The sequence below is a fragment of the Desulfuromonas sp. genome (genome assembly GCF_002868845.1).
Classification (GTDB): Bacteria; Desulfobacterota; Desulfuromonadia; order Desulfuromonadales; family BM501; genus BM501.
This window is the reverse complement of record NZ_PKUB01000029.1, coordinates 78,528-92,092: the sequence shown is the minus strand read 5'-3', so window position 1 is coordinate 92,092 and position 13,565 is coordinate 78,528. Positions and strand designations below refer to the sequence as shown.

Here is a 13,565-nt window from a genome sequence, read left to right as displayed (position 1 = left end):
GGGGTAGGATGCCTCCTCTTTGGCGCCGGTGCCATAGGTCAGGCTGTCGCCAAAGGCGAGGACGACCGCACCGGGCGCCAGTGGCGCGATTCGCTCCGGTGTCTTGCAGCCGAGGAGTGAAAAAAGTACCAGGCCAGCCAAAAGGAGTGCCGAGCGAATGAGGAGCCTGATAGGTGTGAGGGGTATGGCAGGGCCGGAGTTCGGTTTCATCTTTCGGTGCCCCTTGAAGTGTATGGTTTGCTCAAATTCTATTGATTATAAACAGCTTTTTGAAAATTCGGAACCTGTTTCTGCGCCCCGCGCGGAGTTCCCGGCCCATGTGGGATGTCTCGCTCCTGCTGTGGCCACCTTGAGGGGCGGGGTATCCCTTGAAATGGGCTGAGAGAATAAAGTTTCAGGGATTTGCCCTTGATCGCCTGCGCATTGGGGTTCCGAGTGTGCCGGCTTCGAGAGATGGAGGGTAAATCCCAGCCAGGAGGTCAAATAGGATTTGTGTCAAGAAGAGAAAGGCCCTTGCATTAGAGGCTTTTATTGTTTAAGGTGCCAGACACGCTCTATTATAGATTTCCAATATACCCAGTTCCGGGGGGGGGGGTAAGGGATGGGGGAACCGAAACCAAAGGACAATGCCAGTGAGTCTTTACATGCATACCTTGTCGGGCGCAACAAGTTTCAGAACCACGTCGTTGCCTCTGCCATGCAATCTGACCGGATTGGAAAATGCTTTGTGGTTGACACCCTCGCCAAGGTCCCTTCGGGAATCGCCGGTCCCTCCTCGCGGCGGAACCTGGTCCTGTTTGAATGTTTCGGCCTGGAGGTTGTCGAGATCCTTGCACTTTTGCAGGGCGATCTACATGCCATAGCCTCCCAATACCTGGTCGCCCTTTTCAACCTCAGGGCAGGGTCAGGCGTGGAAAAAACCGCGCTTCAGAAAGGGGTTCGGGGCTATTTTTACGAAAAGGATTCCATGGCCATTGTGAACAAGGGGATCGATTCCATGCTGGCGGGGGAGCTCTGGGTGACCCGGCAGGTGCTGGAGGACTCCCTGCTTGCCAGTAGGGACTCGGAAGTGGGAAAAGCCCGATTCCCGCAAAAAAATGGCCCCGGCAACCTGACTTCACGAGAGGTCGATGTTCTCGCCCTGTTGACCGGGGGGGCCACCAACGAAGGCATCGCCGAGAGACTCTGCATCAGCGTCAACACCGTTCGCACCCACGTTTACAATATTTTCAAAAAAATCAAGGTCAACAGTCGCCTCCAGGCCTCCCTCTGGGCTGCGGAAAACCTCTAGACCCTACGATTAAATCATTAAGCCCCGTAAAATCACGTAGTCTTGCGCCTCCCTTCAGGGCAGGTGCTTTCCCCCCATCAACGCCTTCCCTTTTCCCCGATTTCCTCCCGCCAGTCTTTTCATCCCTTTCGTATCTGGGCCGTCCGCATTACGTACCTCCACGGACCATCTTCTCATCCCTGCTCGTCCTGAAAATACGAACCAAAATCATGCAAGCTGCGCATTGGAAAATCCTTAAATCTCTCTATTCTCTGTTTCGAGGCTTTAGACCATCGTGCCCGGAAGGAGATTTGGACTTTGCGCAAAGAAGAGAGAAGAGCACAGGGCCGCTTCCATCTTAGGGTGCCGGCGACCGTGATCGTGGGGGACGGCAGTCTTCCAGAGACCCTGCATCTCATCACCACGAATCTTTCCAGCAAAGGGGTTTTTCTAAAAGCGGAGCGTCCCCTGAGCGCGGGGAGCGGGGTCGCCGTTAAGCTGATTATAAGAATTGAAAAGCTTCGCAAATTTTTTCAGGAAGACTATGTGGCCGTCAATTTGGTCGGGAAGGTTCTGCGAACCGAGGAGCAAGGGATGGCCGTAGGATTCGACAATGGCTACTCACTCTTTCCGTTTGGTAAATGAGGGCAAAGCGATGCGAGCGACCCGGATGACTTTTTATAGGATTCTTTTTACGGCGCTTTTTCTCGCCCTGGCGTGGCAAACAGCCTACGGGGCCAGTGAGGCCAACCTGGCCCAGAATGGTTCCTACAACGAGGCCAACATACTCCAAGAATGGAGTGCCGACCTTTTCCCCGCGAGCGACCTCAACATGGTGGCTGCAGAACAGCAGGGCCACGACCACTTCCTGCAAATCGAACAAGGCGGAGCTGCCACCATGGCTGCAGTCTGGCAGAACGGCAACAGCCAGGAGGCTTTGCTGTTCCAGGCTGGCTATGCCAATGAGATCGATTTGCGTCAGTCGGGTTGTGCGAATCGCGTCGAAGTGTCCCAGGAAGGGCAAAACAACTGGGCCGGCTTGGTTCAAAGGGGAGAACAGAACTTTGCTGTCTTGGATCAATATGGCGGCGGCAACATGTTCACCATCACCCAGGATGGCAATGGCAACGTGGCTCGGGTAACTCAGACCAGCTACTGAAGCGGCGGGGGGCTTGTGAAAAAAAACGACGAAAGGAGGGAGGAATTACCGGCTGACGTGGTTTTAGTTCCGTTTCTCGAGGGAGTCAAAACAAATTGTTTCATTCCAAACCCAAAGGAGAAAATAACATGAAAAAGACTCTGCTTGCCTGTGCTCTGATGGCCGTCCTGGCCGCTCCGGCCTTTGCCGGCAGCACCGCTGACATCGATCAGATGGCCGACAACAACACCGCCACCGTCACCCAGACCGGCGATCTGAACTTCGCCGACGTCGACCAGAACAGCGATAACAATACCGCCACCGTCACCCAGGAGCCCGGCGAGGAACTTGGCGGGAACAACAGCGCTACGGTCCTTCAGGACACCGGCATTTCGAACAATGCAACTGTTTTCCAGAGCGGGGGCGACAACATCGCCGCTGTCGATCAGCACGGCGATTCGAACTGGGCGAGCGTTGAGCAGGACGGTACCGGCAACCAGGCCTATGCTTCTCAGACCGGCTCGAGTAATGCTATCTCAGAGCATGGCATCGGCATCGGTCAGTACGGGGTCGATAACCTGGCCAACGTGACCCAGGACGGGGATGCTCATTGGGCCAATGTCTACCAGGAAGGAGATCGCAACGACGCCACCATCAATCAGGTTGCCAGCCCCTACCAGTGGGATGCCCATATCACCCAGTTTGGCGACGACAACGTGGCCGACATCAATCAGAATACTCCTGCAGTGCTAGGCGATAACGAAGCCTACGTGACCCAGGAAGGCAACTTGAATCAGGCTTACGTGGATCAGACCGCTGAGATCGTTGATGCTTCCATTGATCAGGTCGGCAACGAGAACTATGCGGAGGTTGTACAGTCCGGCTACGATGCATGGCTTGACCTCGACCAGACCGGCGATTTGAACCAGGCCTTTGTTGATCAGACGGGCATGACTGCTGAGGCCCATGTAAACCAGGCTGGCGATGGCAACTACGCCGACGTCGATCAGGCCGGTGAGGGCAATTACCTCGACCTCGACCAGCTCGGAGCTGGCGACAACGAGGCCTATGTCACTCAAGGCGGTTTCGCCAACGAAGCGTACGTCCTGCAGAACGGCCTCGGCAATATCGCAAACGTCACCCAGACCGTGGGCGGCAACGTGGCCAACATCGACTCCATCGGCAACGGCAACACCGCTACCGTAACCCAGAACTAGCCAATCGGCATGGTCAGGCAGGTCCTCCGTGCACGGTGCGGGGGATCTGCCTTCACAGAGAAGGGGCAAGACTATGAAAGAAATTCTGCTTTCTTGTGCCCTGATGGTGGTTCTGGCCGCCCCGGCTTTTGCTGGAAACGTAGCGGACATTGACCAGATCGGTGACTCTAACAGCGCTACCGTTGAACATGGCGAAGGTTTGGAGAATGGGAATGTCGGGATCATCAACCAGACTGGTGACTTCAACAGCGCGGCCGTTGAACAGGTAAACGGAAACCGTGCCGAGGTTGACCAAGCAGGTGACCGCAACAGCGCCACCGTTTGGCAAGGATGGGATACCTTTGCTGACATTGACCAGACTGGTGACCTAAACAGCGCTATCGTTTGGCATGGTTTTGATGAGCATGCCTTTATTGATCAGACTGGTGACCGCAACAGCGCCACTGTCGGACAACACGGGACGGATCACGGCGCATATGTTACGCAACTTGGCGATGACAACAGCGCCACCATTAATCAGCAAGGTGTTTTTGACACTGGTCGCATTTCTCAGGTTGGCAATGAAAACGTGGCTATATTGGACCAGGAGGGTGGATATGAAAATACAGCCACCGTCAGCCAGGAGGGTGACCGCAACCAGGCCACCGCCAGTCAGAGCGGCTTTTGGGTCGATTCGGAGGTTGCCCAGGTAGGCGAAGACAATATTGCCGATATCAACCAGAACGGCGACCGCAATGTCCTCGAACTCGATCAATTCGGCAGCTCCAACAACGCCACCGTCTCTCAGGCCGACCTTTCCAACGCAGCGTATATCTTCCAGGAAGGCGCTGACAACATCGCCACCGTCACCCAGACCGTGGGCGGCAATATGGCCTATGTCGACTCCTACGGAAAGGGCAATATCGCAAACGTCACTCAGAACTAGCCATTTGACATAACTCAGGCAGATTCGCCCTGCACAGGAGGAGACTCTGCCCTCAAAAAGAAAGGGAAAGACCATGAAGAAGACTTTGGTCGCCTGCGCTCTGATGATCGCTCTTGTCGCCCCGGCCTTTGCCGGCAGTGAAGCGGACATCGATCAGAACGGGGACGCGAACCTCGCCGCGGCCACCCAGACCGGTGACCTCAACAACGCCACCATTGCACAAAACGGCACCGCCAACGACGCCGATGTAATGCAGTTCGGCGCTGGCAACAGCGCCACCGTAACCCAGAGCACCATCGAAACCGTCGCTGATGTTGACCAGGTGGGCAACGACAATGTCGCAGAGATCACTCAACTTGACAATGTCGATGAGGGCCTTTCCACTGCGATTGCATACCAGGAGGGCGATCTCAACAACGCGACCATCGATCAGCGGAACGATGCGAACTACGGCAGCGTTTCTCAGGTCGGAGCCGGGAACACCGCCACTCTCGACCAGGCCGGTGGCTTCAACGAGGCCAGGATCGAGCAGGTAGGTGATAGCAACCAGGCCTATGCCACCCAGACCGGTGATGGCAATGCCCTCTCTGAGTGGGGCGGCATCGGTGTAGGCCAGTACGGCGACGAGAACGTGGCCAACGTAAACCAGGATGGCGAAACGAATTGGGCCGAGGTCTATCAGGAGGGTGACCGCAACCAGGCCACCATCAACCAGGTTGCGAGCCCTTGGCAATGGGATGCTAACATCAACCAGGTCGGCGATGACAACATTGCCGACATCGATCAGAACACCCCGGGTGAATGGGGAGCCAACATTGCTATGGTGGACCAGGTCGGCAATTTCAACGGGGCCGATGTGGTGCAGACTGGGTTTGATGCCGAGGCGTATGTCTATCAGGAAGGTGACGGCAACATCGCCGACGTCGACCAGCTCGGCGAGGGCAACTACCTCGAGCTCGATCAACTCGGCCTCTGCAACAATGACGCCACTGTGTCCCAGAACGGCCTTTACAACGAAGCTTTGATTCTCCAGGACGGTAGCGGCAATATCGCCACCGTCACCCAGGCCGTGGGCGGCAACATGGCCTTTGTTGACTCCATTGGCGACGGCAACACCGCCAACGTCACCCAGAACTAGGCCCTTCGGATAAGCAGGGTGCGTCCCGCCGCAGCGGGGCGCGCCCTTTCGAGCGAAAGGACAAGACTATGAAGAAAATAGTACTGGCCCTGGCCCTGGCGGCGCTGCTGGCCGGCCCGGCGGCCGCCGCCGACAACCTGGCCGATATTGACCAGGCTGGCGACGATAACACCGCCTCCGCCACCCAGACGAGCGTCGCCGCCGGCGACTACAACCAGGCATACCAGTTACAGAATGGCAATGAAAACTCCGCTACCGTCACCCAGACGGGCAACAATGCGCAGGGGATCCACGGTCCGGTCGGGTTCGCCGCCGAGCAGTACCAAGTCGGCGATGGCAACAGCGCCACCATCGATCAGAACGGCACCGACAACATGGCCTACCAGGACCAGGCCGGTGACGGCAACAGCGCCGAGACCATCCAAATCGGTACCGCCAACACCGCCTACCAGAATCAGCTCGGTTTCGGCAACAGCGCCGAAGCCTACCAGGAGGGCAACCAGAACAACCGCAATTCCTGGCAGGTGGATCAGTTCCAGGAAGGCAATAACAACACCGCGCGGGTGAGCCAGATCGGCGATTTCAACACCGTTTCCCAGCACCAGAACGGTGACGGCAACTACGCCGAGGCCAACCAGTCCGGCAACTGGAACAACCTCACCGAGGGGCAGATTCAGCAGAGCCAGGAGGGCAACCTCAACTCGGCCGTCTCCACCCAGGCCGGTGACCGGAACTGGGGCACCCAGAGCCAGACCGGCGACGGCAACAGCGTTACCCTGGAGCAGGGCGGCATTATGCACAACGCCACCCAGATGCAGATGGGCAACGACAACACCGCCAATATCAACCAGACCGGGGATGACAGCGGGTTTAACACCGCCTACCAGAACCAGTTCGGCGACGGTAACACCGCGACCATTGATCAAACCGGCTCCAATAACGGCATGAACGCGGCGCAGTCTGCCCTCTGGGGGGCCGAGCAGTACCAGACGGGCGACCGCAACGATGCCTCCATCAGCCAGAACGGCACCGGCAACTACGCCAGCCAGGACCAGGAGGGCGACGACAATATTGCCAGCGCTCATCAGGAGGGCGACGGCAACGTCGCCGTGCAGCATCAGGACGGCAATGGCAACAATAGCCAAGTCTATTATGGTATTAACGATTTCCCGTATGGAGCCAACATCGAGCAGTACGGCGATGACAACCTCGCCATCCAGCATCAGCACGGCGACGACAACGCAGCCTATATGGTTCAGGACAGCAGCGCTTCCGCCGGGAGCAACAGGGCCAAGGTCGGCCAGAAGGGCAGCGCAAACAGCGCCACCGTCGGGCAGTGGGGCAGTCAAACCGGGGCCGCGACCCTGACCGGCGATCTTATGGAATACGGCGCCGAGGTCTACCAGATGGGAGACGGGAACATCGCGGGTCTCGGCCAGGGGGGCAACGACAACTACGCCCTCATCGAGCAGGGGCTACGCCCCGCCGGGCCGGGTTTGCCGCCCGAGGGTGTCTCAAACGACAACTTCGCCTATGTCTACCAGGACGGCAACCTCAACTGGACCACGGTGCGCCAGACCGGACTCGGCGGTCACGGTGCCAATGTCGACCAGTTCGGTGACAGCAACAGCGCCGTGGTGGTACAGGCCCAGTAGCAACCCGTAAAAGGCAGAGTCTCCCCCCCCCGGCCAGGGCTGGAGACCCTGAATCATGATGCCGTGCAACAGGGGCGGCTCGTCCCAAGCGGGCGGGCCGCCTTGCACTTATGGCAGTAGAATTGTAAAAATTTAATTGACTGTTGTTATTGAAGGGGCTAAGCTTTTGTCGGAGCATTGGTTATTTCATTGGAACTAGTTTTCCCCCCCCATGACCGGTTTGCTTCAGCTGGGTCAGCGGGTAATCCCTTTTTGAATGGCAGGTGTCATACACGGTGAAGACGCTTACGGGAGCGAGAGGTTCTCTCTTATTAGTCCTGCTTGCGTTGAGCGTGTTGGTGCGGCCCGTGGCCAGCGTTGCCGACCCCGAGGTCAACGGGCTTCTCATCGACCAGACCCGCACCCGGATTGGACAGGATTTATATCGCCACTTTTGCACCCTGTGGGGTAATCCGAACATCCCCATCCGCTACAACATTGTCATCAAGGAGATCCCGGACGCGCGCTGGGGGAGCTTTATCGCCGTCGAGGTCAACGGTCGCCCGGCTTACCGCACCACCTTGCGTCCCCGCTCCGGAGGGGCGGAGGAAGCGGCCAAACAGGCCATTCCCAGGGTTCGCGGCTACCTGCGCTACCTCATCGACACCAACGGCGGCCAGGACACCGAGGACCTCAAGGGCGATGGATACTGAAGGAGAGTATGGGATGAAACGACGCATTGTATGCCTGCTGGGCCTAGCCGCGCTCCTGTTTACGGTGGCCGCCCCGGTTCACTCGACGGAACTTGTCTACACACCGATCAACCCGTCCTTCGGTGGTCCGTCCTCAAATGGCGGTTTCCTGCTCGGCGCCGCCGAGGCCCAGAATAAGCACACGGAGGGTTCATCCTCCTATCGCAGGGACCCCATCGACAGCTTTGAAGAGAGCCTCGTGCGTAGGATTTTGAGCAACTTGGCGGGCGAAATCGTGGGTCAGGCATTCGGCGATTACGAGAGTCTGCCCGAGGGACACTACGAGTTCGGCGATTATCTCATCGACGTCAACAACTGGGACGGCCTCGACCTGACGGTGACCATCACCGATGTCGGCACGGGCAACGAAACCACCATCGAGGTTCCGCAACTCTACTGATCTGGAGTTTCCACATGTTTTTGCAGTACCTCCCCGTCAGGGTATCGGCTCTTTGCATGATCCTGCTGTTGCTCGCCGGTTGCAGCCCCTTCATTCAGCCCGCCCGAGTGGCATCGGTCACGCCGACGTATCGGGACCTGATTGCCCTGCCCGCCCCCAAGGGCAAGATCAAGGTGGCCGTCTACAATTTTCGCGACCAGACCTGGCAATACAAGCCCCTTCCCAACGTCAGTTCCTTTTCCACCGCTGTGACTCAGGGGTCAACGGCGGTCCTCAATCAGACTCTCAAGGATTCAGGTTGGTTCATTCCGGTGGAGCGCGAGGGCCTGCAGAACCTGCTTACCGAACGCAAGATCATCCGTGCCGCCCTGGAAAAACAGGGGCAGGATCTGGCACAAACTCTGCCCCCCCTGGATATGGCCAACGTTATTATAGAAGGCGGAGTCATTGGTTATGATACCAACATCGTCACCGGAGGACTGGGAGGCAAATACTTCGGCGTCGGCGGTGCCACCGAGTGCCGCAAGGACCGGATCACTGTCTGTCTGCGGGCGGTGGACGTTCGCAGTGGACGCATCCTCAAATCGGTGACTACCACCAAAACGGTTCTTTCGCGGGAGGTGAGTGCCGGCGTTTTCCGCTTTATCAGCTACAAGCGGCTTCTTGAGGCCGAGACGGGACTGACGACCAACGAGCCGGTGCACTTGGCGGTCACCGGGGCCATTGAAAAAGCCGTTGTGGGGTTGGTCGTGGAGGGGATTCTCGATGGGATCTGGGCCCTGGAAGACCCGGGTGAAATGCAGACCCCGGTCATTCAGGACTACTTGGCCGAGGCCGAGGACGCCAACCGTTTCCTCACCGCTCGGGAGGATCCTCTGGGTGATGAGGGGTAGGAGGTTTTTCCTCTGGGGAATCGGGGGCATTGTGGGCGCCCTCGCCTTTGCTGGTGCTCCTGCCGGTGCCGCGGATTACCAGGTTTGGCTCGACCGGGAAGCTGAAGGCCGGAGGCTGGCGGTGACGGGCTACTGCCTTGCCCCGGCCAGCGGTTCCCTCACCTATAGCCTCCGGGCGCTGAAGCGAGGCGGCGGGGGGAATGTTAGCACTTCTCAGGAGGGGCGGGTGATGGCCCGGGAGGGTTTGCCCTCCCGGCTGTCGCGCATGGCCCTGGAGAGTGGTCCGGGGAGCACCGTGGAGGTCGGTTTGCGACTTTACCGCGAGGGGGTCCTGGTGGCCGAAACCTCGCAGACCTACCCGGCCGAAGAGGAATAAATTCGCTCCCCCCCGGCGGCCGACCCCGCCTAAGCGAGGGCAGCGGTTTTTTCCGGATCGCAAAAACTGATTCCGATCGAAGGCCCACCGGCCGCGCCAAAAGAAAACGGACCTTGACGGGTCCGTTTTCTTGTTCAGGTGAGCAACGGTTATTTATTTAGTGGCCGAACCGCAGGTGGAGACCGCCACGGTAGCTTCGATGAAGGTCGTGCAAGCAGACGTACACCGAACCGCTACGGAAGCAGGCCGACAGGCCTAAATACCCCTTGTAACCCCTGTGGGGGGAGCCGTATCGCCGGTGAGCGTTGGGATAGGGGTCGTAGTAGCCGTACCGGTCGTGGCTCTGGTGCGGTTTATGGAAACGGTGAGCGCCCTTGTGGGAGTAGAACCTGTGATCGTCCCCCCGGGGATCGCCCTGCTTCAGCTTCGGACGGGCGTACTCCCTCTGCCCGGTGGTCAGGTGGCGCGAAGAGGCGCTCAGCAACGGCTCCTCCTCCGTTCCGGCCTCCATCTGAGCAAAGGCGGGACCGCTGTTCAGAAACCGGTCTTCGGCCCACGCGACGGTGCCGCCGGTCAACAGGACGGCTGCCGCCAGGGCTATCATTAAACTCCACGTTGCGAGACGGAACATTCTCCTCACCTCCCTGTCCCCATTATACCCCGGGGGCCGAAGGGGGGGATAGGCGGGAGGGATGAAGATTGGTCTCGGGCCGTGGCGGGAGGGAGGCTACTTCTCCACTTTCTGCAGCTCCCTCGCACGGTCGGCAGTCAGGTCCGCCGCGGTGAAGGCCTTCGTTTCGGGAAGCCGCAGGGTGAACTCGGCGGTGGGGTCGATGGCCAGGGTGGCCTGCTCCACCTCGAAAGCCAGAACGTGGCCTCCGGCCTTGCGATCGGCGCTCAGGAAATGGAGGTGGTAGCCGGGGACGTTGATTCCCTTGACAAAGGCCGGGCAGCGGAAACCGACGATGGTCCCTTCTGCCTCGGAAAAGTCAAAGATCGGCTGCTGCTTGACCACCTCCACCAGGGGGCGGTAAGGCTTTTGCTGGCCGGGGACGCTGCGGGTTTTCATGGTCCGGAAGCGGCCCTCCATGCGGAAGGCGTAGAAGAGGTTGTCCGTCGGCAGAAGCCCGTCCACAAGGGTCTCCAGGGCGGTGAAGTCGGTTCCCGGGGGGATGTCCACGCGTCGGTCGGCGTCGAAGAAGGTGACCGCGGCGAAGGGAGTGGTCACCCCGTCATCGACCGTTCGTACCGAGCCGTCGGAGCGCACCTGGAAGACCTGGCCGTCGATCATGACCAGTTCCCCGTCCAGGGCGTGAAAGGTGCCGATCCCCAGGTCGCCCGCCTCCCGGAGGGACCCCACGGGGGCCACTCCGTCGTAGAGCCCTCCCAGAAGGGCGTCGATGGTGGAGACCTGGGTCAGGGTGTCCCTCCCGGCAAAAGCCCCGGAGGGCAGGGCGAGCAGGCAGAGCAGGGCGATGGCCGGCAAGGCGGCTTTTTTGATCATGATGTCCACTCCTTTTCAATGAAAAAACAGGCCGGTGAAATTCCCGGCGAGGCATGGTGGGCATTATCGTCTTGCCATGAGGAAAAAGCAAGGGGCGGGCGCGCCGCGGGCAGGCGCCATCGTCGTTCTCCATGCTTTGGGGGAAGCGAGTCGCGCCCGCCCTCCCTGCGGTTCGATCCGTTGATTATCAACCTGCGGATGGTAAATGTCGGCAGGTGCCGGCCCGGCCCTTGAGGCCGGCGCCGAGTTCCGGTATGGTGAGCCGAATGATTCCTTCAGGGGGGGAGGTTGCCGGTGAACGACGAATTCAAGCTCGATTTTCAGGTGCGGGACTATGAGTGCGACATGCAGGGGGTGGTGAACAACGCAGTCTACCAGAATTACCTGGAGCACACCCGCCACGAGTTTCTCAAGAGCCTGGGACTCGACTTTGCCGAGTTGACCCGGCAGGGGGTCAATCTGGTCGTGGTGCGGGCCGAACTCGACTACAAGAGCCCCCTGAAAAGCGGCGACCGCTTCTGGATCGGCACCCGCCTGGAGCGGATATCGCCCCTGCGCTTAGCCTTTCACCAGGATATTTGTCGCGAGCCCGACGGCGCCCCGGTGCTCAAGGCTCGAATCATCGGGACCGCCCTCGGCGACAGGGGGCGCCCCCGGCTGCCGCGGCAGATCGCCGAAGCGCTGGGGGGATAGCACGAGGAAAGGCGGCAGGAAAAGGCCGCCTTTTCTGTGCCTGCGCCCGGCAGGGCGCATCGGGGGGATGGCTCAATCGTGTTCCAGGACCTCGTCGTGGTCGACATCCTCCCACCGGTAGCGGCTGTAGTCCGGGACCTTGCGGTGCAGTTCCTTCTCCAGCAGGGGCGAGGAGAACATCAGGTCCGCGGTGGAGCGGTTGCCGGCGGTGGGGACGTTCCAGACCGCGGCCACCCTGAGCAGGGCCCTGACGTCGGGGTCGTTAGGCTGCGCCTCCAAGGGGTCCCAGAAGAAGACCAGGATGTCGATTTCTCCCCTGGCGATCATCGCGCCGATTTCCAGGTCGCCGCCGAGGGGGCCGCTCCCGACCTTGCTCACATCCAGGCGCAACCTCTTCGCGAGGGGGTTCCCCGTCGTTTCCGTGCCCCACAGCCGGTGGCGGGCAAGCAGGTTGCGGTGTGCCTTGGCCCAGTCGAGCAGTTGGGGCTTCTGGTTGTCGTGAGCGATCAGGGCGATCCTCTTTTGGCCGGCGGCAGTGCTCATTTCCATCTCCCCGGGCGATGGTCGGTTACCTGTCGGTTCACTCCCAGGGCCCGCTCCGGGGCCTCGATGCGCCCTTCGAGCGTCTCTACCGTCTCCTCCAGGCCCGCGGCCGCCGCGGGACCGGCGAACAGGGTCATCACCAAGGCCAGGCAAATCGAAACGACTTTGACGCCCATGTTTTTCTACAGGATGAGTGGACTTTTCCCTGAAGTTTAGCCGAAAAGGCGGGAGGGGCAATGGAGGCCGGCGGCGTACCCGAACGGGCCTTTCGCCGCCCGGCCGAATGGTCTATGATGGCATCTACTCCCTTCAAGAGGTGTTCATGAGATCCGTCGGCCTCGTCTACCTGGTCCTGATCCTGGCGGCCTACGCTCTGCTCTATCGCGTCTCCCCGGACAAGACGCGCCAGAGCCTTCAGGCGGCGGTCCGCTCGCTGGTCAAGGTGCTGCCCTTCCTCGTGGCGATTTTCGCGCTCATCGGCCTGTTCCAGGCCTTCGTGCCGCCCGCCCAGATCGAGGCGCGGTTCGGTGCTTCGGCCGGCTGGGCGTAATTGCTGAGCGGGGGACTGCTCGGGGCCGTCGCCATGGGACCGCCGGTCGCCGCCTTCCCCCTGGCCGGGTCGCTGCTCGACGCTGGCGCCTGGCCTCCGGCGGTGGCCGCCTTTATCGTGGCCTGGGTTTCGGTCGGGATAATCTCCCTTCCCTTCGAGGCCGAGACCTTCGGCTTCCGCTTCGCCCTGACCCGCAACCTCATCACCTTTCTCGCCGCCCTCCTCATCGGTCTGCTGATCGGGGTCTGGGTATGAGCCGGTCCGGGCGGGAGGGTTTCAGCTGGTGGGCCCTGGTCCGTTCCCAGTGGCTGTTGCTGCTGGCCATGGGGCTCTTCGTCTGGGCCTTCAGGGTCGATGCCGGCCGCGCCCTGCAGGGCCTTCAGGTCGGGATGGGAACCTTCTGGTCGGTCAGCCTGATCATCGTCGCGGTCATGGGACTGGTGGGCCTGGTCCAGGTCTGGGTCAGCCGCGACCTTGTGGGGCGACTTCTCGGAAAGGAGGGCGGGCTGCGTGCCCTGCTGCTGGCCGCCGT

At 60.1% G+C, this 13,565-nt stretch carries 18 protein-coding genes and 2 pseudogenes; 15 read left to right on the top strand and 5 right to left on the bottom strand.

Annotated features, from left to right (window positions below):
- Nucleotides 1-210, bottom strand: a pseudogene (locus C0617_RS09405) (hypothetical protein); the annotation flags it as partial.
- A 517-nt stretch (nucleotides 211-727) separates the two neighbouring features.
- Here C0617_RS09405 and C0617_RS09400 point away from each other — a divergent pair.
- From C0617_RS09400 to csgH, 11 genes are all read left to right on the top strand, one after another.
- Nucleotides 728-1,291: a response regulator transcription factor gene (locus C0617_RS09400; protein WP_291316761.1), complete on the top strand. Its 564-nt coding sequence runs from the start codon at nucleotides 728-730 to the stop codon at nucleotides 1,289-1,291.
- A gap of 297 nt (nucleotides 1,292-1,588) precedes the next feature.
- Complete coding sequence (locus tag C0617_RS09395; RefSeq protein ID WP_291316760.1) at nucleotides 1,589-1,915, top strand: PilZ domain-containing protein; 327 nt, start codon at nucleotides 1,589-1,591, stop codon at nucleotides 1,913-1,915.
- A complete protein-coding gene (locus C0617_RS09390; RefSeq protein ID WP_291316759.1) occupies nucleotides 1,884-2,429 on the top strand; it encodes a hypothetical protein in 546 nt (181 codons plus the stop codon). Before C0617_RS09395 ends, C0617_RS09390 begins: the two co-directional genes overlap by 32 nt.
- 128 nt (nucleotides 2,430-2,557) lie before the next feature.
- Nucleotides 2,558-3,625: a hypothetical protein gene (locus C0617_RS09385; RefSeq protein ID WP_291316758.1), complete on the top strand. Its 1,068-nt coding sequence runs from the start codon at nucleotides 2,558-2,560 to the stop codon at nucleotides 3,623-3,625.
- A 73-nt stretch (nucleotides 3,626-3,698) separates the two neighbouring features.
- Entirely contained in the window at nucleotides 3,699-4,550 is an 852-nt protein-coding gene (locus tag C0617_RS09380; RefSeq protein ID WP_291316757.1) for a hypothetical protein, read from the top strand.
- A gap of 73 nt (nucleotides 4,551-4,623) precedes the next feature.
- On the top strand, nucleotides 4,624-5,688 hold the full coding sequence (locus tag C0617_RS09375; protein WP_291316756.1) for a hypothetical protein: 1,065 nt from the start codon (nucleotides 4,624-4,626) through the stop codon (nucleotides 5,686-5,688).
- Between the two features lie 68 nt (nucleotides 5,689-5,756).
- Nucleotides 5,757-7,343, top strand: a complete 1,587-nt coding sequence (locus tag C0617_RS09370; RefSeq protein WP_291316755.1) for a hypothetical protein — start codon at nucleotides 5,757-5,759, stop codon at nucleotides 7,341-7,343.
- A gap of 347 nt (nucleotides 7,344-7,690) precedes the next feature.
- Entirely contained in the window at nucleotides 7,691-8,035 is a 345-nt protein-coding gene (locus C0617_RS09365; RefSeq protein ID WP_291316754.1) for a CsgE family curli-type amyloid fiber assembly protein, read from the top strand.
- Between the two features lie 13 nt (nucleotides 8,036-8,048).
- A complete protein-coding gene (locus C0617_RS09360) occupies nucleotides 8,049-8,474 on the top strand; it encodes a curli production assembly/transport component CsgF (protein ID WP_291316753.1) in 426 nt (141 codons plus the stop codon).
- A 14-nt stretch (nucleotides 8,475-8,488) separates the two neighbouring features.
- The gene (locus tag C0617_RS09355) at nucleotides 8,489-9,367 is read left to right on the top strand and encodes a CsgG/HfaB family protein (protein ID WP_291316752.1); all 879 of its coding nucleotides are present in this window, start codon (nucleotides 8,489-8,491) and stop codon (nucleotides 9,365-9,367) included.
- The gene (csgH, locus tag C0617_RS09350) at nucleotides 9,357-9,743 is read left to right on the top strand and encodes a curli-like amyloid fiber formation chaperone CsgH (RefSeq protein WP_291316767.1); all 387 of its coding nucleotides are present in this window, start codon (nucleotides 9,357-9,359) and stop codon (nucleotides 9,741-9,743) included. The genes C0617_RS09355 and csgH overlap by 11 nt, the downstream gene beginning before the upstream one ends.
- A 157-nt stretch (nucleotides 9,744-9,900) precedes the next feature.
- Here the strand turns inward: csgH and C0617_RS09345 are convergent, their stop codons facing one another.
- Both C0617_RS09345 and budA read right to left on the bottom strand, forming a co-directional pair.
- Nucleotides 9,901-10,374: a hypothetical protein gene (locus C0617_RS09345; RefSeq protein ID WP_291316751.1), complete on the bottom strand. Its 474-nt coding sequence runs from the start codon at nucleotides 10,372-10,374 to the stop codon at nucleotides 9,901-9,903.
- Nucleotides 10,375-10,470: 96 nt separating this feature from the next.
- Complete coding sequence (gene budA, locus C0617_RS09340; RefSeq protein ID WP_291316750.1) at nucleotides 10,471-11,247, bottom strand: acetolactate decarboxylase; 777 nt, start codon at nucleotides 11,245-11,247, stop codon at nucleotides 10,471-10,473.
- Nucleotides 11,248-11,541: 294 nt separating this feature from the next.
- On the opposite strand from budA, the gene C0617_RS09335 reads away from it, so the two are divergent.
- Entirely contained in the window at nucleotides 11,542-11,940 is a 399-nt protein-coding gene (locus C0617_RS09335) for an acyl-CoA thioesterase (RefSeq protein WP_291316749.1), read from the top strand.
- Between the two features lie 72 nt (nucleotides 11,941-12,012).
- On the opposite strand, the gene C0617_RS09330 is transcribed toward C0617_RS09335, so the two are convergent.
- Together C0617_RS09330 and C0617_RS09325 are read right to left on the bottom strand one after the other, a co-directional pair.
- Nucleotides 12,013-12,483 carry a methylglyoxal synthase gene (locus C0617_RS09330; RefSeq protein WP_291316748.1) on the bottom strand — a complete coding sequence of 157 codons (471 nt, stop codon included), beginning with the start codon at nucleotides 12,481-12,483 and terminating at the stop codon, nucleotides 12,013-12,015.
- Nucleotides 12,480-12,659 carry a hypothetical protein gene (locus C0617_RS09325; RefSeq protein WP_291316747.1) on the bottom strand — a complete coding sequence of 60 codons (180 nt, stop codon included), beginning with the start codon at nucleotides 12,657-12,659 and terminating at the stop codon, nucleotides 12,480-12,482. The genes C0617_RS09330 and C0617_RS09325 overlap by 4 nt, the downstream gene beginning before the upstream one ends.
- 146 nt (nucleotides 12,660-12,805) lie before the next feature.
- Between C0617_RS09325 and C0617_RS09320 the strand changes: the two genes are divergently transcribed.
- The 3 genes and pseudogenes from C0617_RS09320 to C0617_RS09310 form a co-directional block, all read left to right on the top strand.
- Nucleotides 12,806-13,033 carry a hypothetical protein gene (locus C0617_RS09320; RefSeq protein ID WP_291316746.1) on the top strand — a complete coding sequence of 76 codons (228 nt, stop codon included), beginning with the start codon at nucleotides 12,806-12,808 and terminating at the stop codon, nucleotides 13,031-13,033.
- Nucleotides 13,034-13,288, top strand: a complete 255-nt coding sequence (locus C0617_RS09315; protein WP_291316745.1) for a hypothetical protein — start codon at nucleotides 13,034-13,036, stop codon at nucleotides 13,286-13,288.
- A pseudogene (locus C0617_RS09310) lies at nucleotides 13,285-13,565 on the top strand (hypothetical protein); the annotation flags it as partial. The gene C0617_RS09315 and the pseudogene C0617_RS09310, both read left to right, overlap by 4 nt.

Coding starts and splice junctions, on each gene's coding strand:
- C0617_RS09375 (WP_291316756.1), top strand. CDS start 4,624: ATGAAGAAGACTTTGGTCGCCTGCGCTCTGATGATCGCTCTTGTCGCC.
- C0617_RS09325 (WP_291316747.1), bottom strand. CDS start 12,659: ATGGGCGTCAAAGTCGTTTCGATTTGCCTGGCCTTGGTGATGACCCTG.
- C0617_RS09380 (WP_291316757.1), top strand. CDS start 3,699: ATGAAAGAAATTCTGCTTTCTTGTGCCCTGATGGTGGTTCTGGCCGCC.
- C0617_RS09370 (WP_291316755.1), top strand. CDS start 5,757: ATGAAGAAAATAGTACTGGCCCTGGCCCTGGCGGCGCTGCTGGCCGGC.
- C0617_RS09355 (WP_291316752.1), top strand. CDS start 8,489: ATGTTTTTGCAGTACCTCCCCGTCAGGGTATCGGCTCTTTGCATGATC.
- C0617_RS09360 (WP_291316753.1), top strand. CDS start 8,049: ATGAAACGACGCATTGTATGCCTGCTGGGCCTAGCCGCGCTCCTGTTT.
- C0617_RS09390 (WP_291316759.1), top strand. CDS start 1,884: ATGGCTACTCACTCTTTCCGTTTGGTAAATGAGGGCAAAGCGATGCGA.
- C0617_RS09330 (WP_291316748.1), bottom strand. CDS start 12,483: ATGAGCACTGCCGCCGGCCAAAAGAGGATCGCCCTGATCGCTCACGAC.
- C0617_RS09345 (WP_291316751.1), bottom strand. CDS start 10,374: ATGTTCCGTCTCGCAACGTGGAGTTTAATGATAGCCCTGGCGGCAGCC.
- csgH (WP_291316767.1), top strand. CDS start 9,357: ATGAGGGGTAGGAGGTTTTTCCTCTGGGGAATCGGGGGCATTGTGGGC.
- C0617_RS09320 (WP_291316746.1), top strand. CDS start 12,806: ATGAGATCCGTCGGCCTCGTCTACCTGGTCCTGATCCTGGCGGCCTAC.
- budA (WP_291316750.1), bottom strand. CDS start 11,247: ATGATCAAAAAAGCCGCCTTGCCGGCCATCGCCCTGCTCTGCCTGCTC.
- C0617_RS09385 (WP_291316758.1), top strand. CDS start 2,558: ATGAAAAAGACTCTGCTTGCCTGTGCTCTGATGGCCGTCCTGGCCGCT.